Source organism: Maribacter chungangensis (genome assembly GCF_042676845.1).
Lineage (GTDB): Bacteria > Bacteroidota > Bacteroidia > Flavobacteriales > Flavobacteriaceae > Maribacter > Maribacter chungangensis.
In genome coordinates this window covers 1,431,123-1,457,696 of record NZ_JBHTHY010000003.1, presented here as the reverse complement: position 1 = coordinate 1,457,696, position 26,574 = coordinate 1,431,123, and the positions used below count along the sequence as shown (strand labels likewise).

26 protein-coding genes and 1 tRNA gene are annotated in these 26,574 nt (G+C 40.2%); 18 read left to right on the top strand and 9 right to left on the bottom strand.

Annotated elements, in window-relative coordinates; genetic code table 11:
* Positions 1 to 759 carry a hypothetical protein gene (locus tag ACFQZJ_RS06170; protein WP_379933067.1) on the bottom strand — a complete coding sequence of 253 codons (759 nt, stop codon included), beginning with the start codon at positions 757 to 759 and terminating at the stop codon, positions 1 to 3.
* 141 nt (positions 760 to 900) lie between these two features.
* On the opposite strand from ACFQZJ_RS06170, the gene ACFQZJ_RS06165 reads away from it, so the two are divergent.
* The 13 genes from ACFQZJ_RS06165 (at position 901) to ACFQZJ_RS06105 (ending at position 14,285) form a co-directional block, all read left to right on the top strand.
* Positions 901 to 1,044, top strand: a complete 144-nt coding sequence (locus ACFQZJ_RS06165; protein ID WP_379933065.1) for a hypothetical protein — start codon at positions 901 to 903, stop codon at positions 1,042 to 1,044.
* Between the two features lie 90 nt (positions 1,045 to 1,134).
* Entirely contained in the window at positions 1,135 to 3,057 is a 1,923-nt protein-coding gene (locus ACFQZJ_RS06160; protein WP_379933063.1) for a tetratricopeptide repeat protein, read from the top strand.
* A gap of 9 nt (positions 3,058 to 3,066) precedes the next feature.
* Positions 3,067 to 3,735: a DUF5932 domain-containing protein gene (locus ACFQZJ_RS06155; RefSeq protein ID WP_379933062.1), complete on the top strand. Its 669-nt coding sequence runs from the start codon at positions 3,067 to 3,069 to the stop codon at positions 3,733 to 3,735.
* Between the two features lie 113 nt (positions 3,736 to 3,848).
* The gene (locus tag ACFQZJ_RS06150; RefSeq protein ID WP_379933060.1) at positions 3,849 to 5,030 is read left to right on the top strand and encodes a hypothetical protein; all 1,182 of its coding nucleotides are present in this window, start codon (positions 3,849 to 3,851) and stop codon (positions 5,028 to 5,030) included.
* Positions 5,031 to 5,074: 44 nt separating this feature from the next.
* The gene (locus tag ACFQZJ_RS06145; RefSeq protein ID WP_379933059.1) at positions 5,075 to 5,692 is read left to right on the top strand and encodes a hypothetical protein; all 618 of its coding nucleotides are present in this window, start codon (positions 5,075 to 5,077) and stop codon (positions 5,690 to 5,692) included.
* A gap of 196 nt (positions 5,693 to 5,888) precedes the next feature.
* On the top strand, positions 5,889 to 6,509 hold the full coding sequence (locus ACFQZJ_RS06140; RefSeq protein WP_379933057.1) for a hypothetical protein: 621 nt from the start codon (positions 5,889 to 5,891) through the stop codon (positions 6,507 to 6,509).
* Between the two features lie 66 nt (positions 6,510 to 6,575).
* Positions 6,576 to 7,397: a hypothetical protein gene (locus ACFQZJ_RS06135; protein ID WP_379933055.1), complete on the top strand. Its 822-nt coding sequence runs from the start codon at positions 6,576 to 6,578 to the stop codon at positions 7,395 to 7,397.
* Between the two features lie 181 nt (positions 7,398 to 7,578).
* Entirely contained in the window at positions 7,579 to 7,863 is a 285-nt protein-coding gene (locus tag ACFQZJ_RS06130) for a hypothetical protein (protein ID WP_379933054.1), read from the top strand.
* A 14-nt stretch (positions 7,864 to 7,877) separates the two neighbouring features.
* Positions 7,878 to 8,291, top strand: a complete 414-nt coding sequence (locus ACFQZJ_RS06125; RefSeq protein ID WP_379933053.1) for a hypothetical protein — start codon at positions 7,878 to 7,880, stop codon at positions 8,289 to 8,291.
* A gap of 313 nt (positions 8,292 to 8,604) precedes the next feature.
* Positions 8,605 to 10,161, top strand: a complete 1,557-nt coding sequence (locus ACFQZJ_RS06120) for a GLUG motif-containing protein (RefSeq protein WP_379933051.1) — start codon at positions 8,605 to 8,607, stop codon at positions 10,159 to 10,161.
* 72 nt (positions 10,162 to 10,233) lie between these two features.
* On the top strand, positions 10,234 to 12,828 hold the full coding sequence (locus tag ACFQZJ_RS06115; RefSeq protein WP_379933049.1) for a BspA family leucine-rich repeat surface protein: 2,595 nt from the start codon (positions 10,234 to 10,236) through the stop codon (positions 12,826 to 12,828).
* Positions 12,829 to 12,833: 5 nt separating this feature from the next.
* On the top strand, positions 12,834 to 13,550 hold the full coding sequence (locus ACFQZJ_RS06110; RefSeq protein WP_379933047.1) for a hypothetical protein: 717 nt from the start codon (positions 12,834 to 12,836) through the stop codon (positions 13,548 to 13,550).
* 174 nt (positions 13,551 to 13,724) lie between these two features.
* Complete coding sequence (locus ACFQZJ_RS06105) at positions 13,725 to 14,285, top strand: hypothetical protein (RefSeq protein ID WP_379933045.1); 561 nt, start codon at positions 13,725 to 13,727, stop codon at positions 14,283 to 14,285.
* Positions 14,286 to 14,559: 274 nt separating this feature from the next.
* Here ACFQZJ_RS06105 and ACFQZJ_RS06100 read toward each other — a convergent pair whose 3' ends face one another.
* The 3 genes from ACFQZJ_RS06100 to mce form a co-directional block, all read right to left on the bottom strand.
* Positions 14,560 to 14,856: a GIY-YIG nuclease family protein gene (locus tag ACFQZJ_RS06100; RefSeq protein ID WP_379933043.1), complete on the bottom strand. Its 297-nt coding sequence runs from the start codon at positions 14,854 to 14,856 to the stop codon at positions 14,560 to 14,562.
* A 44-nt stretch (positions 14,857 to 14,900) separates the two neighbouring features.
* Positions 14,901 to 14,974, bottom strand: a tRNA-Ile gene (locus tag ACFQZJ_RS06095).
* Between the two features lie 281 nt (positions 14,975 to 15,255).
* Positions 15,256 to 15,666 carry a methylmalonyl-CoA epimerase gene (gene mce, locus ACFQZJ_RS06090; protein ID WP_379933042.1) on the bottom strand — a complete coding sequence of 137 codons (411 nt, stop codon included), beginning with the start codon at positions 15,664 to 15,666 and terminating at the stop codon, positions 15,256 to 15,258.
* Positions 15,667 to 15,769: 103 nt separating this feature from the next.
* Here mce and rbfA point away from each other — a divergent pair, with 103 nt between their 5' ends.
* From rbfA to ACFQZJ_RS06070, 4 genes are all read left to right on the top strand, one after another.
* The gene (gene rbfA / locus ACFQZJ_RS06085; RefSeq protein WP_379933040.1) at positions 15,770 to 16,162 is read left to right on the top strand and encodes a 30S ribosome-binding factor RbfA; all 393 of its coding nucleotides are present in this window, start codon (positions 15,770 to 15,772) and stop codon (positions 16,160 to 16,162) included.
* Between the two features lie 3 nt (positions 16,163 to 16,165).
* Complete coding sequence (locus ACFQZJ_RS06080; RefSeq protein ID WP_379933038.1) at positions 16,166 to 17,380, top strand: ABC transporter permease; 1,215 nt, start codon at positions 16,166 to 16,168, stop codon at positions 17,378 to 17,380.
* Positions 17,381 to 17,489: 109 nt separating this feature from the next.
* Positions 17,490 to 18,449, top strand: a complete 960-nt coding sequence (locus ACFQZJ_RS06075) for a glycosyltransferase family 2 protein (protein ID WP_379933036.1) — start codon at positions 17,490 to 17,492, stop codon at positions 18,447 to 18,449.
* Positions 18,433 to 19,305: a lysylphosphatidylglycerol synthase transmembrane domain-containing protein gene (locus ACFQZJ_RS06070; protein WP_379933035.1), complete on the top strand. Its 873-nt coding sequence runs from the start codon at positions 18,433 to 18,435 to the stop codon at positions 19,303 to 19,305. The genes ACFQZJ_RS06075 and ACFQZJ_RS06070 overlap by 17 nt, the downstream gene beginning before the upstream one ends.
* Before the next feature lie 40 nt (positions 19,306 to 19,345).
* On the opposite strand, the gene ACFQZJ_RS06065 is transcribed toward ACFQZJ_RS06070, so the two are convergent.
* The 5 genes from ACFQZJ_RS06065 to mazG form a co-directional block, all read right to left on the bottom strand.
* Positions 19,346 to 21,004, bottom strand: coding sequence for an ArnT family glycosyltransferase (locus ACFQZJ_RS06065; protein WP_379933034.1), 1,659 nt, complete (start codon positions 21,002 to 21,004; stop codon positions 19,346 to 19,348).
* Positions 21,001 to 21,570, bottom strand: a complete 570-nt coding sequence (locus ACFQZJ_RS06060; protein ID WP_379933032.1) for a phosphatase PAP2 family protein — start codon at positions 21,568 to 21,570, stop codon at positions 21,001 to 21,003. Before ACFQZJ_RS06060 ends, ACFQZJ_RS06065 begins: the two co-directional genes overlap by 4 nt.
* A 5-nt stretch (positions 21,571 to 21,575) precedes the next feature.
* Complete coding sequence (locus ACFQZJ_RS06055; RefSeq protein ID WP_379933031.1) at positions 21,576 to 21,803, bottom strand: hypothetical protein; 228 nt, start codon at positions 21,801 to 21,803, stop codon at positions 21,576 to 21,578.
* Between the two features lie 38 nt (positions 21,804 to 21,841).
* The gene (locus ACFQZJ_RS06050; protein ID WP_379933030.1) at positions 21,842 to 23,230 is read right to left on the bottom strand and encodes an MATE family efflux transporter; all 1,389 of its coding nucleotides are present in this window, start codon (positions 23,228 to 23,230) and stop codon (positions 21,842 to 21,844) included.
* Between the two features lie 202 nt (positions 23,231 to 23,432).
* Positions 23,433 to 24,209 (bottom strand): nucleoside triphosphate pyrophosphohydrolase, encoded by a 777-nt coding sequence (gene mazG / locus ACFQZJ_RS06045; protein WP_379933029.1) that lies wholly within the window; start codon positions 24,207 to 24,209, stop codon positions 23,433 to 23,435.
* A gap of 240 nt (positions 24,210 to 24,449) precedes the next feature.
* On the opposite strand from mazG, the gene ACFQZJ_RS06040 reads away from it, so the two are divergent.
* Complete coding sequence (locus tag ACFQZJ_RS06040) at positions 24,450 to 26,561, top strand: DUF5723 family protein (RefSeq protein ID WP_379933027.1); 2,112 nt, start codon at positions 24,450 to 24,452, stop codon at positions 26,559 to 26,561.
* The last annotated feature ends 13 nt before the right edge of the window (positions 26,562 to 26,574 follow it).

The following is a 26,574-nucleotide window of genomic DNA, read 5'->3' as shown; positions in this document are numbered from 1 at the left end:
CTAAATTATATCCTCCAAAATATCGCCCTCCAGTATATCATCCAGGCCGTCTAAGTAATCTTCTATTACCGTATCTAGATTGATCTGCTTATAGTCTATCCGTACAAAAAACAATCCAATAGCACCAAAAAAGCGATACACCCAAAATGCCCGCTTACGCTTAGTTTCCAACTGTTCAATTTTAGCTTTTAAATGCGTTATCATCATGTTTTGCACATTAATATCCTCTTCTACTTTTAATTGAAATTCCTTAAAGCGTTCTTTGGTTTCTTTGAGTTCGTCAACAACTTCGTTAAAACGGTTTTCTACATCTAACAGGCACTCTTCATAGCTTTCTTTTTGATCTGCAATGAACGCTATTTTCTCCGGTTGCTTTTTAAATAATTGATGAATAACCGCATCGGTTGGCCTTTGCCTTTCGTAGTGTTGCCGCACCTCCTCTTCACTAACCAAAATATCGGGCTCGGTACAAACTAAATCCCTAAAAACAAATCTTTTACCATAGTAATACTTGGTAAGCGCATCTAATGTTCTTTTTTGAGGAAGAACAGCTTTCTTGTTCGGCGGCAATTCCATTTTAAGAGCGTTTCTTAATTCAAATGCCCGGTTTATAGAATGCCAACTTATATCTATTTCCTGCTGTTGCAATTCCTTAAAAATTCGGCCAACCTCTATAAAATCTTCCTCCCTGGAAATAATTCCGTCCATAAGGAAAATAAAATATCGCAAGTGTTCAGCGGTAAGCTTGGTAATTATCATCTATCCAAAAATAGGTAAAAAACAGTTTAAACCATACCGGTCCTATAGACAGAAAGCCTGGCATGACGGTCATGACGGTCATGACGATCAAAAAACCTACAATACAGGGTACTTGCGCTCATAATTTAAAAACATACAATTATGAGGACAACAACAATGTACCTATTATTATTACTCTTTTCACTGAACCTAAGTTCCTGCTCCATAGATGATAACAACGATCTGGGATCAGAGCTATATACCAGCGATGGTGACCAAACGAGTCCAAAAGATGGAAAAGATTGATGTAAAAAAGACAGGGATTTTATTTCCCTGTCTTTTTATCTAGTTTCCAATACCCTATATTTATGGTTTGGCCTTAAACGATGTCCTGCTATGCCAACCAAAAATAAAATACCCGCCATCCTGGCATCCCTGTTCTCCTTTTGGATACTGTTTGTAAACCTTTCCTGTAAGGATGCTAAAGTTGACGCTCTGCAAGCCAACGGCAATGCCTGGCATCTTCAGCCTATGGAAAATAGCAAGGATTCCGGCAAACTACTCACTTTTCTAGCACAGCTAGATTCTACACAAATAACCAAGCAAACTTTAAACAATATCTTACTTCGTTCCAAAACTCACGACTCGTTAGGTCAACAAGATTCCGTTTTATTTTATGACAGACTACTACTCAAATATTCAAGCAAAACACCGTATAGGGAATACATAGCAAAGGCCCGATCATATCTGGCCTATGACCATAGGATTACCGGCAGTACTGACAGCGCTTACTATTACTACGACTTAGCCCAGAAATCGTACAAGGAACTGAACGATAGTCTACAGGTAGGCAGAAAGTTGCTCGAAATGGGAAAGATACAATTTCGCTTGGCCGATTACCACAGTTCCAAACAAACCATAACCGAAGCAATCCCCTATTTGGACCCTATCAACAATGCATCTTACACAGCCATAGCTATGAACGAACTGGCACACAATTTCTCTCGGCTAGCTGACATTTTGAATGCTGAAAAGTATTATAGAAAAGCAATTTCAATAGATTCAAACACAGAAAACAAAGCACTTTACACTAATAACCTTGCGTTGTTGTACCAAGAAAATGGCCAGTATGAAAAGGCCATAACCCTATTTAAAGAACTACTAAAAAACTTACCGGATACTATTGAGATGACCGAAAAGGCCAGGTTTCAACATAACCTTGCTTTTTGTGAGTGGAAACTTTATGGCACAAATCCTATTGGAAAATTTACAGAATCCTTGGGCATTAGAAAAAAGGCCAAGGATACATGGGGCCTATTATCCAGCTATTCGGGATTTATGGATTATTATTTGGACGTAAAGGATCCAAAAGGTAGATTTTATGCAGATTCCCTTATTCAGATTTCCCGTTTGATCAAAAATCCAAATGCAGAACTATCGGCGATCCAAAACCTCTTAACAAAAAACAAAGCAACGGCATTGGACCTAATTCCAAGATTTTTAACGCTAAACGACAGTATCACTAAAAATAGACTTAGTTCCAAAAATCAATTTGCGTACCTAAAATACCAAGATCAGCAGGAAAAAGAGCAGCTACTTACATTTAAAGCGGAAACCGCGGAGCAGAAGGCAACCTTGATACGACAGCAGACCCAAAAAATCCTGTTGCTTGTTTTGTTTGTCGTAATGCTTCTGGTAAGCTTTTCTATGTTTTATTATTTAAAACAACGCCACCAAAAAGAAAAATTACAGGAAATATACCGTACTGAAAAACGGATTTCAAAAGTGGTGCATGACGAATTGGCCAACGACCTCTACGGACTTATGACAAGTATGGAGCATACCAAGAATTTTGAAAAAACAAGTGTCTTGGACAGATTGGAAAATATTTATAACCGTACCAGGGATATATCTCATGAAACGGGAGGTATAGATACGCTAAACTACACCGATGAACTTAAAAAACTACTCTCCCAATTTAGGAACGATGATACGGTCATAGCCCTAAAAGACTTCAACACCATAAAATGGAAAAATCTTGAGGACGAAATAAAAATCACCCTATACCGTGTGTTGAACGAACTTCTGGTCAACATGAAAAAACATAGTGGAGCCAGTGTGGCTTCTATCAGCTTTAAGCAGGTAAGAAAGAAACTTGCCATAGGATATGCAGATAATGGAAAGGGGTTAAAAACACCTTTTAACAAAGGTCTTGGTTTATCCAATACGGAAACCCGTATAAAAAACTTGAACGGAACAATTAGTTTTGATTCCGAACTTGGAAAAGGAACAAAAATTACCATTTCTTTTCCTATTTAAGTCCATAATATGTTTAAAAAAGTATTGGTGGTCGAGGATTTAGACAGTATAGGGTTTGGAATAACACAAATGCTTAAACAGGAAACATCGATACAAGAAGTACAGCAATCGCTTTATTGTGATGATGCGTATTTAAAATTTCTAAAAGCGATACAAGACAATGCACCGTTTGACCTATTAATAACGGACCTTTCCTTTAAAAGGGACCATAGAGGCCATAAAATCAATACTGGCGATGCACTTGTAAAAGTGTTAAAAACCAAACAACCCACTTTAAAAACTATTATGTACTCGGTTGAAGACCGAAACGTACGCATAAAGTCCCTTTTTAACGCCAACGGAATAGATGGGTATGTGGCAAAAGGAAGAACAGGCCTCAAAGATTTGGTAGAGGCCGTACATACGGTTGCGCAAAATACCACCTATATATCACCGGGACTCAATGGTTTTATGGTGGGCAAGGACGTCTTTGAAATTGAGGAATATGATATAGAGTTGTTAAAACACCTTTCCAATGGGTACAGCCAAAAAGAAATTTCGGAACTATTTAAAAAAAAGAACATACAGCCAAACGGCATGAGTTCCATTGAAAAACGCCTTAACCGCTTAAAGGTAGAACTTAATGCCAAAAATGTGATTCAACTTGTTGCATTAAGCAAGGATCTTGGGTGGGTATAAAGATGTATTTCATCCTTTTTTGTTACCCTTTAGCTAAATTATTAAATGTATTCAGAGTTTTTACGGAAAACCGTAAGAGATAGTGCTTTATATCCTTTAGGTTTGATTTAACCATGAAAAATATTTCTAAAATGACAAAACGGCTATACATATTTTTGGCAGTTATTTTTATGTTCACATCCTGCGGCAAAGAAGACACTCCGACCATTGAGGATAGAAATACAGAAGGAATAGAAACCAAGGAAGAATCGGTAGATGAGACCCCCATAGTGGAAGAACCTATAATTTCTGAAGAAGCCAATACTATTACAGATAATGTAATAATTGTACAAAGTCAAAAAATAAATGGAAGCCTTCCTGCCCCGAATGAGGTAATTTCAATGATCCTTTTAGATACGGACAATAAAGCACTTTTAAACGAAGGTTTTTCTGTTATTGTAGATTCCAACGCAGATATCTCTGGTGCATACATTCAATTCAAAACTAAGGGCGGTGGTATTTCCGATAGTTATTACAAAGTTGATTTTGAATCAAATTCGAGCGGAAAAGTTTCAACTACACCTTATTTTTGGAGCGACTTAAATAAACAGTATTACGCCGAAAGCAATAACACAACTTCCAAAGACGAAAACGCCGCTACCATTGATATTGATTTTACATCCAACATTGAACCTGGAGAATTTTGCTATATCATTTGTGTTTTTGACGATGCAGGAAATATCAGTGGATCTCAGGATGTGTGCGTTACGATATTAAATTGGGGAGGAAACGATACACTCATTGGAAATTGGAACTTTGAGAAAACCGAACTTTACTCTTTAACCGAGGAGACTAAAGTACTTCCTGTTGGTGAAGAGCAATGTAACGATTTTGAAGATTGGTTTTGTAAAGATGAGCGAACTTTTGATTTCACTTGGTGCCGTACGGAAGAATTTAGGAACTTCAGTTTTAATGAAGACGGAAGTTTTACTTTCACTAGAAAAAGCTTTGGCGAAGAATTAGATTTTGAAGCCTCAGACGTAGATTGTAGTCCTGTTATAGTTGAAGACGAACGAACAGCACTGATTAGAGGTAATTGGTCTTACGATCAAGAAACCAATACACTAAACTTAGTTGATTATTTTATAGAAACCTATAATTATAACTCTGGTTTAGTCACCAATGAAAGAGATGCAGGCGAAGGCAGATTAACGATATTTAGAAATGTCTTGATCGATGATGAAATTTTTCAATATGGTAGAGAAATTGGGGATAACGATGCAGAGACTGGTTTTAGGACTTTCTACATCAGATAAAACTAAAAAAAGTTTTTTGACACTGTACTTTTTTAAAATTTCAAATGAAAGCATCAATAATTTTATTGTTAATACTTCTACTCTTTACTAGTTGTACAAATGAAAGCGAAACTGAATCCCGATCCGAGACACTTTCCAACCAAACCCTGATAGGCAAATGGACTTGGGAATCAGCCAAGGTTAACGAAGCAAGTAACCAACAAAATGCAATATTAGTCTTAGGAGACAAAAATTGCTTTGAATTCGATGTTCAAGAAACTATAAGATGCAATGATACGCCTAGCACTATTGTAGAAGAATGCCAAACATTCATAGGTTTTGACATAAGCTTTGAACCTACCAATGTATATGACCAAAATGAAAACTATACCCACAGCCGGGTGCAGATAGACATTTCAAATAATTGTGCCATCACCAATTATAAAAACGAAGCCTTTGATTCGTTTACTTCCGGCAACTGGTCTATTGAAGACAATACGATTATACTTACCGAAACGTACCAAAAAATAAATAGTACCTTTTTTGGAGAAATCCGCGAAAGTGAAGGCTTTAGCACATCCCTGATCAATTGGAAAGTGCTTTCTTTTTCAACAGAAGAAATGATAATTTTTTGGCGTACGCCTGACCAAATCGATTATGAAATAACTTTTGTTAAAAGTTGATATGAATTCCCATCGTTTTCTTATAAGGTCCAAGTTGATATTTAAAAATTATACGAAGTAAAAGTATTTAATAACAGTGCATTTCATCTATCCTTTTACCCCTCTCATCCAAAAATTACATTCTAACGCACATAGTTACGGAAACCCGTAAGAAACTATTAACACGTAGCATTAAGTTTGTTCTAAAGCTTAATGAATGAAGATTTGCAGCCAACATAGCCTATTGATTATTCTTATTAGCCTATTTGTAGGGTGTTCCAAAAAAGAAACGGAAAACGAAACAGAAGACGTATTTAGAGGAACACAAGAGGATATTGAAACCTTTTATACATCAGAGCTACTAAACTCACTACAAAATTTAGGTTTTTTACTAAACACGGGTGTCAATCCCCCAAACATTGAGGGCACCTATACCATTTCTCCTTTTATTCTTAAAGCCAGCACCTTAGCAACGGATACGGTAGGCAATATTTTCGCGGACCAAACACTTATATTTTCCAATCATAACAATGAAGCACTAACAATCGATTTTCAAATAGAAGGTGGAGATCAGCTTACGGTTGGCACAGGTTCATTTATCTCTGGAGCCAATAACAACTTTTCCGTTTTTTTGGTAAGTAAGCCTAGAATGGGCGAGTCTGTCTTGGTAGATACCGCCGTTTCATTAAGCGGCCAAACGGATAGCCTTGCCATTAAAAACTTCCAATGGGCAGGTTTAGTGTTAGACAACAAAGGCGACCCGGACGATCTTTACATAACAAATGCAGATCAATGTATGATTCGGACGACATATAACCAATACAAACCGCCATATTAAATAAAAATAATTCAAGGACAAATCCTGCTCCTTTTTTAGACTATCAATAATTATAACACAAGAAAAATGAATACAAGAAACCTTTACTTATTTACCCTACTCGCTCTACTATCCCTATCATCGGTTTTTGCACAAGAAACCATTACCAACAAAACAGTTTTAGAAATGCAAAATTTGGGTTTTGATGATTTTATGATCATAGATAAAATCAACACTTCTGATGTGAAGTTCGACACATCTATAAAAGCATTGTCTGGTTTAAAAAAGAAAGGGGTTTCCTCGGAAGTTATATCGTTGATGATGATAAAATCGCGACAAAACACAAAATCTAAAACAGGTATCTACTTCTTATCCGATGATGACGAGTTAGAATTAATACAGCCTACCGTATTTTCCGGAACGAGCAATAACAGCGTTGCGCAGAAATTAGTATCCGGCTTCATTAATTCCAAGAAAAAAGCAACATTGCCAAAAACACGTTCAAGTAACGCTATACGAAACAATAGGCCAAAATTCACCTTCGTTTTTGACCCCTCTAGCGCAGGTGTAGATAATATGCAAACGGGACAGGCAGGTAGTGGTACGGTTATGATACCGGATTGGTGGTTCCGAGTGGCCAGCAACCCAAATGAGTTTGTATTGATAAAGTTAACCGTTAAGGATAAAAAGAATTTAAGAGAGGTGGTTGTGGGAAAAAGTAGCGCACTAACAGAAAGTCAGGGTATAGATCCTAGATTTGCACTTCATTTTCAAATCGAAGAAATTGAAGGCAATAAATTCGAAGTTTCTCCGGATTATTTAGAGCCAGGAGAATATGCCTTTATGTACCAAGGACGTGTTCCGGCCGGCAGGGACAACCAATCAGTATTCGACTTTTCTATTCAGTAACCAATCTTTATAATCCAATATACAAGTAAAACGGCCTATCCCGGAATTTATTTGGGTACGCATATTGCAGTTATAACAGGATGCTTTTTTCGATAATGCCACAACATAACTAAGCGCAGTTAACAAGCTTTAAACACTTTATCTAAAAGATGATGTATTTATAATTACAAAAACAAAACCAATGAAAACACGAAGATTTACCGCAGTATTTTTTACCACATTGTTTCTCATCAGTTGTGGTAGCTCAATGGAAAGAGATGCCAAAAAAATGGTAGACTTGCAGTGTAAAGTAGAAAAATTACAACAAAAAGCATTTTCTGGAGATATGTCCAATACCGAAGAAATGCAAGAATTGATTGCTGAAGCTGCTAAAATGAAACGCGAAATGAACGAAAAATATAGTGAAATGGAGGAAAAAGCAAGTTTTGCCAAAATCCTTATGCAAACTAAATCTGACTGTAACTAATTTTAATCACTAATATGGACATAAAACAAATAGATCCCCTGAAAGTAATACTAAGAGTATTGGAATTACTCATTGTAAAGCCCTTGACCATACCGTTCAAGATATATAAGAATGCATTAACATCCCTTTCCAATGCTAAAGCGGGAGACACCGAGGAAAGCAACCTTTTAGAGGAGTTTCCTCTATACGTATGGTTTGTAAGTATTTTTGATGCCCTTATCGCTATTGCCTATCCTGTAGGAATTCTAGCAGCATTTATAGCTGCAATACAAGCACCGTTCAAAGGTTTTCAGATCTTCATGGGCATCTTGGTGGCAACCTATTTCTATCCATTGTTTTTGGGGCTGTTCCGGGAACTTGCCCAAATTTCCTTAAAGGTTCTCTTATATTTAAAGCTTATATCAAAAAAGGGATCGCAGGCATATTAACAGAGTCCGGTAGGGATAGTAATGGGATGTTGGTTGGTATTGCTCAAAATTGCAAAAACACAAGTTAATTTTCATAGCATCTCTTGTCCTAATAAAAACCTGAACTATTAAAAACTAGTAATTGTAAGTAATATTATGATATTGATCAACAGTTGCAAACAAGATTTTTTTAAACCTATACACAAGACAAAATACTTTAAATGTTTATTTTTAGAACTACAAGTATTAAGTTCAGATTTTCTTTCCAATTAGGATAGTAAGTCATAGAGTTGAAAACTAATCTAGAAAACCTACACAGCTTAAAAGTGACAACATGAAAAAAAGACCGTTCCTAAACCTAAAACACCTATTATCAACTTTACTTATTATTCAATTGACATCCTGTTCCAGTGACACGGAAACAGCACCCGAACTCCCGGACCAAACCGAGCAGCCCGGCAATGACGACGATGCCCAAGGCGGCGAAAACCTTCCCTTGGACACCGATAATGACGGCATCCCGGACGAAGATGATGTGGACGATGATGGCGATGGCCTCATTGAAATTTTCAGCATAGACGGCTTAAATGTCATGCGCAATGACCCCAACACCACCGGTAAACAAATGGCGGGGCTTGCAAAAAATGAATTCACAGGCTTTGAGCTCACCGAAGATTTTGATTTTGAAAATCCCGACCATTATGACGACCCCAGCCTGTTGGAAAGTTATACAACGGGTAAGGGTTGGGAGCCTATAGGTTTTTCTTCTGATGACTCATTCACCGAGTTCGATGGTGTTTTTGAGGGTAACGGTTTTACCATTAGCAATATATACATCAATAATACTGAAGACTTTAGGTCTTCCGGGCTCTTTGGTGCTGCAGGAGCAAACTCAATTATAAGAAACCTAACTATTGAAAACGTCTCCATCACCACTGAATCTTTTAGCGTAGGTGGTTTAGTCGGCACTTCAATTGGTATAATTGAAGATTGTGTTGTTAGCGGGTCGGTAGAAGGCAGAAACGGTATAGGTTTGCTAGTTGGTAGTTTTGGTGGTATTTCCATAAGCAACTGTAGTTCTTTTGGAGAAGTCAATGGGATTGACCTACAGATAGGAACAAGTACTTTTAGGAGTGGCTCCGTTGGGGGCCTAATAGGTTCCATATTTTATATTGACAACCAGATAAATCCTCCCGTTTCAAACTTAATAACGGTTAATAATTGTTTTTCAGAAGCAAATGTTAAAGGCAATTGGGAAGTAGGTGGTCTAATCGGTTTAATAGCCGTGGACGCCACACCTAACAGCTATGATATTACAATCAATAACTCGTATGCAATAGGAAACGTAACCGGCACGCTTCGTACTGGTGGACTTATTGGAGGCTCTTCAGCAACGGAATTAAGTTCTTGCTTTGCTAGAGGAAACGTAATCAACACAAAAAATGAAGGACGGGCCTCAGCGGGTGGTTTAATTGGCTCCAATGGTCAAGGCACAATAACTTCTTGTTATGCTACTGGAAACGTAAATAATGCTTTTAACGGCGAATATTTAGGCGGACTTTTAGGGACTGCAAGAAGCACAATACTAACCTCTTCTTATAGTATAGGTAGCGTCAATGGCGGTCTGGAAAGCTCAAATGGAGCCTTGGTGGGTGTCAACGAAACCAACCTAATCAATTCCATTAATGAGACCAACTATTGGAATACAGACACAAACATGCTCAACACCTCGGAAGGCGAAGCCATTGGCCTCACCACTGCCCAACTGCAATCACCCACTAGCAATACCGGAATCTATGCAGATTGGGACCCTGCCCTATGGGATTTTGGTACCAGCAGCCAATATCCGGTGTTAAAGGATATGCCCAATGGAGTGGAGGTGCAGCGGTGATCAATATGCAAAAGAAGAAGTTATAAAGCTTTTGCTAAATAGTTTAAAGCAGCTACCCAAAACAATAAAATTATGATCACAAGCTCTGAAAATTCCTATCTCAAAAAATTGCTGTTCTTTTTCTATATGTGCATCACAACCTTAAACATGAACGCGCAAACGGACCCGAACAACGACTTTGTCACCACTTGGAAAACGGACAACCCCGGAGCAGCCATCAGCGATGCCACCATAATAATACCAACAGAAGGGGAAGGCTACAATTACGATGTAGATTGGGACAATGACGGTATTTTTGATGACCTTGGGCTTACCGGAGATGCCACGCACACCTACGCCACTCCCGGAACATATACGGTAAGAATCCGTGGTACATTCCCAAGATTTTATTTGAACAATAACAGAAGAATTCGTGAAAAACTATTGTCCATAGATCAATGGGGTGATATCCAATGGACCTCTATGGAATCAGCCTTCCATGGGGCCTTTAACATGGTTCTAAAAGCAACGGACGCGCCAAATTTAGAGAATGTAAGCAGTATGGATTCTATGTTTGCCAATGCAAGATCTTTTAACCAAGATATAAATGATTGGGATGTTGGAAATGTAACAGATATGAATGCTACGTTTAGGGGAGCTTCCAGTTACGATCAACCTATGGATAAGTGGAACGTGAGCAGTGTAACAGGTTTTGAACGTATGTTTATGGACTGTTCGCTTTTCAACCAAGACATCTCAGCCTGGGATGTTTCCAGTGCCACTTCTACCTCCTTCATGTTTCGTAAAGCCACTTCTTTCAACCAAAACATAAATATATGGGATGTTGGCCAAATAACGGATATGAGCTTTATGTTCGATGGAGCCATTCTATTTAACCAGCCATTGGATAATTGGAATATTGCAAACAACACCACAACTCGAGCCATGTTTCGCAATGCCGTCTCCTTTAATCAAGACCTAAATAATTGGGATGTTGGCAATGTAACCGATATGGGCCAAATGTTTAAAATTGATGATGCCAGCGACCCCTTTGGTTTAATTCCGCCAGATGCCGCGGACAGTGCGTTCAATAGGCCCCTGAACAATTGGAACGTAGGTAATATATCAAGGATGGATGGCATGTTTTACGGTGCGGTTAGCTTTGATCAACCGCTTAACGACTGGGATGTGCGCAACGTCGTTAACATGGAAGAGATGTTTTTTGATGCGTTAAACTTCAATCAACCTTTAAATGGTTGGGATGTGGGCAATGTAATCAACATGTCCCTAATGTTCGGTTCCTCTCCTGGCCCTGTTTTTGGCGGTGGCCTGGAATACAATTTCAATCAGCCCTTAAATGATTGGGACGTGGGCAATGTAACAGAAATGCTGGGAATGTTCCTAAACTCGGAGAATTTTAACCAGCCTCTGGACAACTGGGATGTTGGTAATGTAGTCAATATGGAAGGCTTGTTTTTAAATGCCGAAAAGTTCAATCAAAATATTGAGTCTTGGAATACCGCTCAAGTGGAGTCGATGTTGAATATGTTTGCCGACACGAGGAGCTTTAACCAACCCTTAAATAAATGGAATGTGTCCAACGTAAAAGATATGGGTGGCATGTTCAACAATGCAAGGGCATTTAACCAACCTTTGGCAGATTGGGATGTTTCCAATGTGGAGCTCATGGACACCATGTTTAGCAGAGCAATTAGTTTTAACCAGTCGTTGGCCACGTGGAACGTTACAAACGCTACCGATATGTCCTTTATGTTTGGAACGCAATCAATGACTATTGAAAACTACGATTCCCTACTAAGGGCTTGGTCTAATTTAACACTCCAACCCAACGTTTCCTTTGGTGCTGGCAATGCCACTTATTGCGAAAGTGAGGCAGCAAGAAATAGCATTATAGAGAATTTTGGTTGGCAAATTAGCGATGGCGGTCTCAACTGCCTTCCATACACCTTGCCAGCCGATAATTTTCTTGTCTTGGGAACTGATGTAAGTTGTATAGATAAAAGCGATGGCAAAATATCCATAACGGCCAAGCTGGAACAAAGTTATAATGCGACCTTAGTAAAAAGTGATTTCTTTGAAGAGGTTGGCCTTCGGGATATAGCTGAATTTGCGGATCTGGAAGTAGGCAACTATACGCTTTGCATAACCGTTCCAGGCCAATTTGATTTTGAGCGTTGTTTTGAAGTGGCTATAAACCAGCCAGAATCCCTAAGCGTAAGCTCAAAAGTGAACGATATGGACAACACGGTAACCTTGGCACTAAAAGGTGCACCACAGTACTTCATAAACATCAACGAAAAGTCTTATACCACTTCATTGCCCACCATTTCCCTGCCCATAACGGCAGGCAATAATACCATTACCGTGCGTAGTGGCCTGAACTGTCAGGGCTTATTTGAAGAAAAGATATTAGTGGAACGACCCATTGGACTGTTTCCAAACCCTGTTTCAGAAGGAGCAGTTTCAGTTTACATTGGCCCGCATTCCCAGAATCGTAATTTTATACTTACCGTGCACAATGCAAATGGTGCCCTTGTTCTGCATCAGAAAGAAACCGCAGTAAACGGAAAACTGGAATTTGACGCAAAAACCCTTCCAACGGGCATTTATTTCGTGAACTTAAAATCTCCTGAACTAAACCTTGATTATAAACTTGTAAAAAGATGATCTATATGTTAAAATATCTTTTTAAGATCGTTTTATTGTCCCTCCTGCTCTTGTCATGCAGCAGCTCTGATCCCAATGAGGAAGGTGGTGACGACCAAAAAAATAATATACCCATACCTGAGGCCGCAACCTTATTGTTCCCCAATAACAATGAGGCCTGCTTGGAAAGCAGTCCTACTTCAAATCCTATGGAGGCTTTTGTTGAGTTCAGATGGAATGATGCCAAGAACGCAGACAGTTACAAACTTTACATCACCGATTTAAATACCAATGAAACCACAACGGAAGATGCGTTCCGGAATGAAAGAGTTGTAAGGGTCAAGAACAATACCCCTTACAGTTGGTACGTAGAATCCATAGCAAGGAACACGGATAATACAGCCAATAGCACTACTTGGCGCTTTTACAACAGTAGCGGTGGCGCAACCAATTATGCCCCGTACCCTGCTGAAGCTGTGACACCAGAAAACGGCAGCGAATTAAATGACATTATAAATACTAAGCTAGAATGGAATGCAACAGACTTGGAAAATGACATTCTATCATACGAAGTTTTTTTTGGTACGAACAAAAACGACCTACCATTATTGGCTACGTATACCGAAAATAATACGGAGACATTGACCTTAACCTCCGGAACCACCTATTATTGGAGAATAAACACCATTGACTCCCAAGGCAACAAATCGTTTTCCCCTATATTCAATTTTAAAACTAATTAGGTTTTGACCCAAGTCTGACTGGTATTTTCTCAATCATTCTCCCTAGCAAATTGGTTTAAAAAAAATGGAATACCAAGTGATATAAAGTATTGTAATGAACTTATAAATAGCAATTTCTCTTGTAGAATGATAGAAGTCAAATACGTATGAAGATATAATTTAAAAAAAGAGTTAATGAAAAAGCAATCTATCTTTCAAAAGTATGCAAACTATAAAGTAAGGCTAACTTTATTAGTTCTACTCTTATGTCCTATTTATAGTTCTGCCCAATCCAAACTACCAAATGATTCATACGCCACTATTTTGGACGCAAATGCGCTAATGATTTCAAACCCGAGAAAGGCACTTACAATGTTGGCACCATTGAAAAAAACTTTTATCACCGAAAGTAGTTATGAAAATATCGAGGATGTAGTCGTTTATCAAACAATCTTGAGCGCCGAAAATAGCATTCATAGTTTAAACGGTAACCACCAAAGAATTTTTGCGAATTTAAGGGACTTCCAACGCAATATTGAGCCCTTTCTTGAAAATGACGACCGTTACGCGCAATTCTATTTCTTAAGCAAAGTATACCATCTTACCTATAAGGCTCAAGAAAAAGGGGGTATGCTCATTGGAAACCCTAGATACAGGGGGGCACTACATGGAATTTTAGCCGAGGTACGAGCGTTTTCCTTTAAAGACAAAAAAAATGGTATTCTTGTTGAATCTATGATCAACCAGAATCTATGAACGAAAACATACAGAACATCTGTACGCTTTAACCACAAGGCCAAAACGAAGTAATCCATTCATAAACAACTGTATTTTAACTAAATAAGCACTTATTTTTCCTATAAAATTGATAACAATATACATACTACACAATATGTGGTCCTGATACATCAAGCTAACCACCCATCCTTGTCAAAAAATCCAACCTAACCGAATAGATTGGATTTCTTTAAACTGTATTCCGACAAGGACTCGAACCATGGACCCCCTGTCCCGAAAGCTTTCGGGAGAGTCAGGAACCGCCTGTCTCCAAAAGGATTTTCTTTCTTAGTTCGGGGTACTTCAAAAGGTTGCCGATATATTTGCTGCTTTTCATGGATTTTATTTTCCGCTCAAGCCGTACCGCATGCGAGTAGTCCCTGCAATCGAATTTCAAAAACAGTTCCCAGTCATTTGCCGTTGCAGTAAAGCTGTTCGCGCCATATTTACCGGTATTGTGGTTTTCCAGCCTTTTTGCGACATCATTGTTGCAGGCACCTATGTAGAATTTCTTGCGCGTTTTGCTGTATAGGATATAGGTGTTTGCCATGGAAGTACATAAAAAAGGAGAAGTCTTTTCAAGACTTCTCCTTGTGGTCCCACATGGGCTCGAACCATGGACCCCCTGATTATGAGTCAGGTGCTCTAACCAGCTGAGCTATAGGACCAAATAATACTCTATTTCAAAAAAATCCCCCTGTCCCGAAAGCTTTCGGGAGAGTCAGGTGCTCTAACCAGCTGAGCTATAGGACCAAATAATACTCTATTTCAAAAAAATCCCCCTGTCCCGAAAGCTTTCGGGAGAGTCAGGTGCTCTAACCAGCTGAGCTATAGCACCCGCAATTTTCGGTTGCAATATTACCACTTATTTTTAACCGATACAAGCAAAAAATTAATCTAAAACTACAAATACCGGTCTAAGCCGATTAAATTACTAACTGCCAAATCTTTAGACTTCCTCCGCTATTTCTTGACACAATTCTACCAACACGCCGTGCGTGCCCTTGGGATGCACAAAAGCGACCAATTTATTATCCGCCCCCCTTTTTGGCGTCTCGTTCAGGACTACAAAACCTTCTTTTTTTAATCGGGTTATTTCTGCAACGATATCATCCACCTCAAAAGCGATATGGTGTACGCCCTCCCCTTTTTTTTCCAGAAACTTGGCTATTGGACCGTCTGTACCGGTACTTTCCAGCAATTCTATTTTATTGGGACCACTTTTAAAAAAAGAGGTCTTCACACCCTCGGAAACCACCTCCTCTTCCTTGTAGGGCGCTACGCCCAATAATTTTTCGTACAACGCATTGGATGCTTCCAAGTCTTTTACGGCAATGCCTATATGTTCTATTTTCTTCACTTGTGCTGCATTTGTTTCAGCATCTTTTCAACATAAATTCTATTTTGAAGATGCTTTCGTTACATTTTACGAAAATACGTACTATTCTACGTATTTTTGTAGCATGGAAACGCAAAGACAACGGAAAATAGGGGGAGTCATCCAAAAGGATATTGTAGATATTCTTCAGAAAGCGGCCCTTGATGGTGGACTTAAAGGCACCTTGATATCGGTAAGTAAGGTTACCGTTACCACGGACCTTTCTATTGCAAAGGTATACGTAAGTATTTTCCCGAATGACAAGGCTGCCGAATTGTTGGAAGGCATCAAATCCAACCAACCCTTGATTAAGCATGAGCTTAGCCAACGTACCCGAAACCAACTGCGCCGTGTACCGGAATTACTGTTTTACCTGGACGATTCGCTTGACTATATAGAAAAGATTGAAAAGTCGCTGGAAGGGAAGGAAAACCCTATTGAGAACAGGGACTTGTTGGAAAAAAGAAAAAAATCCTAAGGGTTGAACTTTTCCCTCTACATAGCCAAACGCTACGTTCGCTCCAAGAGCAGCCAAAACGCTGTGAACATTATCAATTTTATTACATTTTTGGTTATTGTTATTGGTTCCGCCGCCCTGTTTATTGTATTATCCGGCTTTGCAGGGTTAAAAACCTTCAGTCTTTCCTTTACCAAATCCTTTGACCCTGAACTGAAGGCAATCCCAACGACCGGAAAATTTTTCTCCATAAGTCCTGAGCAGGAAGCCAAACTTGCATCCATAAAAGGCATCGCGTCCTACGCCAAAGAAATTGAAGAAAAAGTGTTACTGGAACACCGAGGTAAAAATCAAATCGCTTATCTAAAGGGAATAGATTCCAACTACACCAAAGTAACAGGGGTGGACAGCACCATTTATTATGGCGATTGGACCATAAACGAGGACCAGGCCGTTTCCGGTATCGGTATACTTAACAATCTGGGTGTCACTGTTAACCAGTTCAGGAGCCCTATGCGCATTTATGCCATTAAACCTGGAGAAGGTTCTCTTTCGTCCCAAAGCATGGGCAGTGCAAGTTCCATTTACAATCAACTCCCCATAGTTATCGGCGGTGTTTATGCCGTAGAGGCAGATCTGGACAATAAATATGTGTTTGCGCACTTACCCTTGGCTCAGGCACTTTTGGAGAAGGAACCCAATCAATACTCGGGCATCAATTTTAAATTGACGGAAGGAGCCAGCGAAACATCGGTTAGGGAGGCTATACTAACAAGTCTTGACGATATGGTCGTTCTCAAAAACAGACAGGAACTGAACGGTACCTTGTATAAAATGCTGAATACCGAAAATTTGGCTACCTACCTTGTGTTTACCTTAGTACTCATTATTGCCCTCTTCAACGTTGTGGGTGCTATAATTATGATGATTTTGGACAAACAGCAAAACTCAAAAACACTCTACAGCCTTGGCACCACAATAAAGGCGCTGCGCCGTATCTATTTTGTGCAAGGTATTTTGGTTACGGGTGTGGGCGGGGTCATAGGCGTACTGTTGGGTTCGTTATTGATCTGGTCCCAACTTGCCTTTGAATGGCTGAAAATTACTCCCACCTTGGCCTATCCGGTAGAATATCAGCTCATAAATGTGGCCATTGTTTTAGTGACTATTTTGGTTTTGGGCATTATAGCTTCCAAAATTGCGAGCAGCAGAATCAATAAAAAATTGGTGTCGCAGTAAGCTAACGGACTTCAACCTATTGAATTGGTGTATTCTAGTGGTGAATTTTAAATCCGATTCAACTTAGGTATAAAAAACATAACTTTGCAGCCAATCCAAATATAGCCTAATGGACATTGTTACTTCATCCTTATTGTCAGTCGTAGTACCTTTATACAACGAAGAAGACAATGCGGTGCTTTTGACCCAAAAAATCCATGAAAGCTTGGCCGGGTATAACTACCAGATCATATATATCGATGACTTTTCTACCGATCGCACTAAACAGGTGGTAAAGGAAATGCAGGACGACAAAGTACATCTTATCGAACTGAAAAAAAACTACGGACAAAGTTTGGCCTTAGCAGCGGGTATAGATTATGCGGAGGGCGAGTATATCATTACCATGGACGGTGACCTGCAAAACGATCCTAGCGATATTCCCGAAATGTTATCCTATGCCATGAGCGGGGAGTTTGACCTTATTACGGGCATACGCCAAAAACGAAAAGATTCGCTTGTAAAAAAAATACCTTCCAAAATCGCTAACTTTTTGGTACGAAGGGTCACCAAATTGGACATAAAAGATAACGGTTGTGCGCTAAAAGTATTTACGAAAGATATTGCAAAGGACCTGAACCTGTACGGAGAAATGCACCGTTTTATTACCCTGCTGGCACATTTGGAAGGTGCTCAGATCAAACAAGTACCGGTAAAGCACCATGCGAGGCATGCCGGTGTGTCCAAATACGGACTAGAAAGGGTCTTTAAGGTGGTGGCCGATATGATGCTGCTCCTTTTTATCCGTAAATATTTCCAGCGCCCCATACACCTTTTTGGAATTTTCGGTTTCTTGTTGATTCTCTTGGGTATCCTTATCAATGTTTACTTACTAGTAATAAAAATCGGTTTTGGAGAGGATATTGGAACCCGGCCTTTGCTAATGTTCGGAATGATGTTCATTTTGGCGGGAATACAATTGTTCACCATTGGCATTGTTATGGAGCTGTTGATCCGCACTTATTACGAGTCGCAGAACAAACGACCCTACAGAGTTAAAAAAGTTAGCATAGGTGGCACGGCCCAATAAAGCGATAGCTACCGCGATAAAGCTACTTGTAAGCGGAGTCCTCATCTATTTTATTTTCTCAAAGATAGATGTACGGGAGATAGGGAACACCCTTCGCAGCAGCAACCCTTATTATCTTGTTCTGGCATTGGCGCTATTTCTTTTCTCCAAAGTAATCGCTTCCTTTAGGCTTAATCTTTATTTTCATCAATTAGAGGTATTCCTTACCCAAAAAAGCAACCTAAAACTCTATGCCTTGGGCATGTTCTACAACCTCTTTTTACCCGGAGGTATTGGTGGTGATGCCTATAAAGGCTATGCGATAAAAAAGAAATTTGACGTACCTACCAAAAAAGTGGTGAGCATACTGGTACTTGATCGTTTGAGCGGTCTACTGCTCTTGTTCGTATACGCCTGCGGACTTTTGGCATACCTTGAAATCGAATCTATTGCCCCTTTAAAAACCTTGTTCATCTTGGCGGTTCCGCTGTCTGTTGGTGTCTTTTACCTGCTTAACCGGCAATTCTTCAGGTATGCCCTACCCGTCTTTTGGAAATCGGTAAGCTACTCTGCCATGGTACAGCTAACACAGCTTGTTGCCGTTTGGTTTATCATGAAATCGTTGGGAATTGCACTACATCAAGTTGCGTACTTGGTCATTTTTCTAATTTCTTCCATTGTATCGGTAATTCCATTGACCATTGGAGGTATTGGAAGCAGGGAAGCCACGTTCTTCTATGGCGCATCGTTTTTAGGACTAAATGAAAATATATCCGTAGGTATTAGCGTAATTTTTTTCTTGATTACCGCGCTGGTATCCCTTTTGGGCGTTTGGTATCACTTTAAAAAACTAGACTTAAAAACGACCCGGCCCTAATATCATAGTGGCCTGTGTCAAAAAACATGTTTAGGAGGACCTAGTAAACATGTATCAAGTACATCTTCTTTAATACCTTGTGCCGCGTATTCGGATTTAAAAACTTCGCTTGTAGGCGGGTGATACGAAAATGATCTACTGCATATTGCGTATCCCAATCCACACCGGAACTACGTAACTGCTCCAACTCTTTTTCATTGGCATAGACCCAGATATCGTGTTTCTTCTGAAGGTCTTTCAAGGTTGTGATCTTAACGGGTTGTTGATTATAAAAGTCCAGGGACCAAGTGTATTCTTGACCAATTTTGTAAATAGCATCTACCGGTATGTTCTGCTCCTCTACCACCTTGGCCATAGACGAACCGCCTTGATATTCCAATAAATTAGGATAAAAATGAAGATTGAGCACCGTATTCAACACCAAGGAAGCACATACCGAAACCGTAACCAACCTTGCAAACCTATCTTCGCCTTTGATACAGAAATACATGCCTATTCCAACCATCACGGCCAAGGCAACATATACGGAAATACTGTTCACTTGGAAAACGAAGAAGCAAATAAGTGCAGATGCAATGAATACGATACCTGCAATAAGATACTGACCCACCAAAAACCGTTTCATGGCTTTTTCTTTTTGATCTCGATATAAACCATGTATGTACGAAGCCGTAAGCACCGAGAACAAGGGGATGGTTACATTTAAGTAATGCGGCAACTTAAACTGGGCAAAACTGATGAGGATAAAAATTAGGACGATACCGCCCGTAGTCAGAAACTCGGTATTGGAGCGTTTTGCAAAATTTTGTTTGAAAAAATTACGAATCCTGGTACTTACCGCTGCGATGGCCAAGATAGTCCACGGTAAAAAGACCCAGAGGAAGGTATGGAAAAAGAAAAAATAATCGCTGCTGTTCTTGCCTATGCCCTCCCCGCTTAAACGTTCAAAGCTCTGTTCCCAAAAAATAAAGAAGATGCCGCTCCGGCCGGATTTTCCTCTGATTACCTTCTCCGGGTGCATATCAAACTGGTGGTAATAGGCATAAAGCATGGGCGATATGGTGATCCCGAAAATGAGGAGCGCGGCAAGCACTTTCCAGTTTAAAAATACCTTCCAATTTCTGGTGTAGGCCACGTGGCATAAAATAGGCAGACCTATGACCAATAAGGCTATCTGGCCTTTGGTAGAGAACGCGATACCTGCACCCAAAGCACCTAATAAAATTGCGCGTAGGCTCCCATTTTCTATATAGGTAACCAATTGCCATATCGCAAAAATGGTGAAACCAGTGAGCACGGCATCGGTTCGGACATCTATAGCGCCAAGCATAATGGTCTGGGCGGTCATAAAAATTAAGGCGGCTAGTTTTCCGGTTTGTTTGTTATACAAGATCTTTCCCAGTCCGTAACTGCTAAAAGCCCCCAACAGTGTAGCAAGTATACCGGGAATCCTGTACGCCCAATCGTGAATACCGAATATTTTATAGGAAAGCGCAGCCAGCCAATAATGCACATGGGGCTTGTCCAAATACTCATTTGGCCCCTTGAACAGATTTAAAAAATCGTTCTCCTGCACCATACGCATGGCCATAACGGCGAACTGTGCGGAATCGTTCTCCATTAGGGTTACGAACATTCCACCTATATACACTAGGATGACCAAGCCAATTAAAAACCAATATCTTAGGTTGGATATCATAGGGAGAATTTCCGGAGTGCAAATATAAATAACTTTGAAAACAACCAGCCAAAAAGGCTGCCGAGGAGTGCGCCCGTAAGGATATCCAAAGGAAAATGAACCCCGATATAGACCCTGCTATAGGCTACCAATGCGGCCCAAACCAGTAAGATATAGCTCACCTTCCTTAATTCGGTCCTTAGGGTATGCCAAAAGAAAACGGCTACGGCAAAAGAATTTGCCGCATGTGCGGAAAAGTATCCGTACTTACCGCCGCAACGGCTCTTGACCAAGCGCATGGCATCCATGAGCTCCGGGTCGTGGCAAGGTCTTAACCTAGCTACACCATACTTAAAAAAGTTACTGAGCTGATCGGTAACCGTTATTAACAAGGCAACGGAAACCACCAAAACGACCGTTCTTTTTAAACCGTATTTTATGTAGGATAACAGTAATAGGCAAAGGTAAATGGGAATTGCGCTGCGTTTATTGGACACAAACTGCCAAAAGAAATCCCAAGAAGGCGTTCCCAAACCGTTCAGATATAGGAAAAGTTCATGGTCCCATTGTATGAGTGAATCTAGCATGGCCGTTATTCTTCGTAACGGGAAACCTCTCGGTCATAAAATTCGGTAGCCATGGCGATCAGGTTTCCCATTTCCTCTTCCAAGTCCTTTTCGTCTTCCTTGGAGAACTCCTCAAACCAAACTACCTCATCGTTTTCCAAATTGATGATGAACCTGGGGTAGTCCGTGTGTACTACAAATATGGCATTGGGATGATCGGTATTATCGCCGAGAATAAATTTTGGTAGTTCCATAAAAGTGTAAATTATTTCATTCGATGCGTTGTTCTAAATTAAGAAGCTTTAGCCAATGCCTCTTGCACTATTAATTTTTTTGTGAGGTAATTGAATCGAATATACAACATAATGGCCGATGCCGTTAACCCCACAAAAAGTCCCAACCAAATACCAACACTGCCTAGATCTGTATGTAGTCCTGTATAATAGGAAACCGGAAAACCAATGAGCCAGTAGGCTATAAAGGTAATCAAGGTAGGAATCTTCACATCTTGTAAACCACGCAAAGCACCTAAGACCACCACTTGTACGCCATCTGTTATCTGAAAGAACGCCGCAACCAATAACAACTGTGCGGCCAGGGCTATTACTTCGGTATTGTCTACGAGGTTTAAGGCGTCATCCAAGTCCAAGTAAATGGTCGGAAACCAATTTCGACCTATAAGAAAAAGTATCGCGAATCCTGTAGCCACTAAAAAAGTAAGTAAAAATATAGATTGCGCTATTCTTCTGAGCTCGCTAAAGTTCTTAAGCCCTTTCTGGTTACCTACCCTGATCATGGCCGCTACACCCAGACCCATACTGAACATGAAGGTCATGCTACTAAGGTTCAAGGCAATTTGATTTGCCGCCTGGGGATTTTTACCAAGTACGCCGCTCAACCAGATCGCCGCCGTAAAAATGGCCACTTCAAAAAACATCTGTAAGGCAGATGGAAAACCCAGTGCTATGATTTTGTTCATCACCCGTTTTTCGATATGCTTAAAGTTAAAGCCAGTAACGAACGGGTGAAACTTTTCCTTGCTTCGTAGGAGCACCCAAATATAAATGACCATCACTGCCCTGGAAACCAAAGTACCGACGGCAGCACCTACGATGCCCATTTCGGGAAAACCAAAAGCCCCAAAAATCAGCAAATAATTAAGGACAATATTTACGATGTTGGCAATTATTGTGGCGTACATAGGGTACTTGGTCTGGGACAATCCTTCCGAAAACTGTTTAAAAGCCTGAAAAATAATCAAGGGCACCAAGGAAAACGCCACTAGATCCAAATACGGCAGGGCCAACTCTACCACCTCTAGGGGCTGCTTCATCATAAACATGAGGGGTTTGGCCAATAGAATTATACCGAATAATGATAATCCCAATAGCGTACAGAGTACCAATCCATGCTTTAAAGCACTTTTTGCATCCGCTGCCTTACCAGCTCCGTCCGCTTCTGCCACCAAGGGCGTAATTGCAGTTGAAAAACCGATACCCAGAGACATGGCTATAAAAACAAAACTGTTCCCCAAAGAGACCGCCGCGAGTTCAGCGGTTCCCAATTGGCCCACCATGATATTATCCGCAAACTGCACAAACGTATGCCCCAACATCCCCAAAATAACAGGGACGGACAGTTTTATGTTATATCTAAACTCTTTGGTGTAATTACTGAGCAACAGGTTGGATTTTTAACGGTGCAAATATACTTTTTTAATAGTTAGTTGAGCATATCACCACCTAGGAATGGAAATGAAATTTGGCGTGTAGACCAACAAGTAAAATTAGGCCTTAGCTCTTGGTTGATGGTTTTTGGCTTTTGGCACTTGGCCATTGGGTATTGTCTCTGGCTAAAATCGATAGTCACGGTCCCAACGGATTCTACCCCTGTTTTTTCGCCTCGTTCCAGTACACATCCATTTCATCCAAGCTCATTTCTTGGAGGGATTTTCCTTTATCACTGGCGGATTTTTCCAAGTATTGAAAACGTTTCGTGAATTTTTTATTGGTCCGTTCCAAAGCTGTTTCGGGATCAATCCCTAAAAACCGGGCATAATTGATCATGGAAAAGAGCACATCGCCAAACTCGGAGGCTATCTTATCTTTATCGCCCTCGCGCACTTCTTCCTGTAGTTCCCCAAGCTCCTCCTGTACTTTCTCAAAAACCTGCTGGGGCTGCTCCCAATCGAATCCCACTCCGGCTACTTTCTCCTGTATCCGACTCGCTTTTACCAAGGCAGGTAAACTTTTGGGAACGCCCTCAAGCACACTTTTCTTGCCTTCTTTCAGCTTTAAGAGCTCCCAGTTGCGTTTTACGTCTTCCTCATTGTTCACGGTAACATCGCCATATATATGTGGGTGCCTATGTATTAACTTTTCACAAATGGCATTGGCCACATCGGCGATATCAAAATCCCCGGTTTCCGAACCTATTTTTGAATAAAAAACAATGTGCAATAAAATATCGCCCAATTCATTTTTAACCTCCTCCAAATCATTATCCAAGATAGCATCGCCAAGCTCGTAGACTTCTTCTATGGTCAAATGGCGTAAGCTTGCTATGGTCTGCTTTTTATCCCAAGGACATTGCGCCCGAAGCTTGTCCATTACCGTTAATAACCTGTCCACCGCCTTTAATTGCTCCTGTCTTGAATGCATTACCTTATATTTTAAACAAAACTACGAATTGCACCAGTTATGGCTTCCAAAAACCAAGGATAAGATTTTAAATTAAGGAGCTAATCACGGCTTATGTGAAATTCTACTGTAAGTCACTTTCAACATCATTACTATATCCCGCAATGAAAAAAGTGCATCCTAACCATTCATAAGATGGTTAAAATACAATAAATAGTACTATAAATGGTTATTACAACTCCAACACAAAAAAACGTTAACATGAAACAGTACCTTTTAAGCATATCGCTCGTTCTCTTGGGATATGGCCTTCACGCACAATCCTATATTGGCTTCCTAACCGATAACTATAGTGGTGTGCATGGTGTAATAGACAACCCGGCCAATATTACAGATTCCAGGTTTAAAACGGATATTAACCTTTTAGGAGCCAGCGCGTTTTTTAGCAACGATTATTACGGTGTAAACATTAACGATGCTATTGGAAATTCGGATTTTGATTTTGACCTAGATGGAACCAAAACACCCACAGAAAACAACAACCTCTATGGGAATACAGATATTTTGGGACCGGCCGTTATGTTTAATCTTAGCCCAAAAAGTAGCATTGCTTTGTTCACGAGGGCCAGGATAGCCTTTAATGTAAACGAGATTAACGGAAATACTATTGATAATTTGGCCGATGGTTTTGATGAAAACCAAGATTTTTTGATCAATGAAGGAAATGCCTTTGCCACGGCAAATGGCTGGACGGAATATGGCTTTACCTATGCAAGAACCTTAGTAGTTAAGGACCAACATTTTTTAAAGGGAGGTATCTCCTTAAAATATTTGCAAGGTATTGGCAATACCTTTGCCAGTGGTACTGATGTAAACATTGCCTATGATGCTGATGGCACTTCTTTGCCCGGAGGCCAAACTACAGGGAGCTTAACCTCTACCGGGGAGGTTATGTATGGCAGCAGCGACAATATTAGCGATGATTTTGATGATTTTGACATTCAAAGTTTAAACAATGCCACCGGTTTTGGCGCAGATGTAGGTTTTGTGTATGAATGGAGACCGGACCATGCAGACTATAACGGAGTTGATCCCAACGGTAATTCCACGGCAAAGCACCTGAACAAATATAAATTAAAAATCGGGCTATCCATATCAGATATTGGTTCTATAAATTACAAGGACAGTACCCAAGAGACCTATGATATAAACGCAACCGTAAGTGAGGACGATATTGAAAACGAGGATAGCATAGAAGATATCCTAAACAATCTATACACACAAACAAGTACGGCTACCGCCTCCAAAGCCATACTGCCCACTGCTATGCGTTTATCTGCGGATTACAATTTGCACAAGAAATTCTACATAAACCTTAACACAAATCTACCACTGACCTCCGGCAATAAAATAAATGTAAACCGCATACCTGCCACACTTGGCCTAACACCACGCTTTGAAACCAAATGGTTTTCCTTTTACTTGCCGCTTAGCGTAATAAAAGATGCCGGCACACAACTTGGTGCAGGTTTACGCGCCGGGCCGTTATACATTGGTTCAGGTTCTATACTCTCAGCGCTTACAAGCAATACCAGTAGGGCGGCAGATGTCTACGCAGGAGTAAAAATACCCATTTACCAACCTACCCCCAAAGACAAGGATGGTGATGGCGTACTCAACAAGTTTGATGACTGCCCTAAAGAATTTGGTGATCCGGAAAACAACGGCTGCCCTTGGAAAGATACTGATGGCGATACCATACTAGATAAGGACGATGCATGCATAAACGAAGCAGGACCAACAGAAAATAATGGGTGCCCTTGGGGGGATGCAGATGGTGACGGTATCTTGGATAACGAAGACACCTGCCCTAACGAAAAAGGACCTTTGGAAAACAATGGCTGCCCATGGAAAGATACGGATGGTGACGGTATTTTGGACAAAGATGATGCCTGTATAAACGAAGCGGGTACGGTAGCGAACAAAGGATGCCCCGAACCCGAACCGATAGTCACCGAAGAAGTACAAAAAACGTTGAATGAATATGCAAAGACTATTTTGTTCACTACCGGAAAAAGTACCCTTAAAGAGGAGTCTACAGGTGTACTAACGGATATTATCATGATTCTGAATGAATACCCAACGGCCAATTTCACGGTTGAAGGCCATACGGATAGTATAGGCAGTAGGATAACGAACCAAAAATTATCCGAGGAACGGGCGAACGCAGTTAAAACATTTCTTATTGAAAACGGTATAGCCGCGACAAGACTTACATCGGTGGGCTATGGAGAAGACAAACCCATAGCAGATAATATGTACAAAGCCGGAAGAAGCCAAAATCGAAGGGTAGAAATTAATCTCGTAAAGTAACCATTTAGATTTC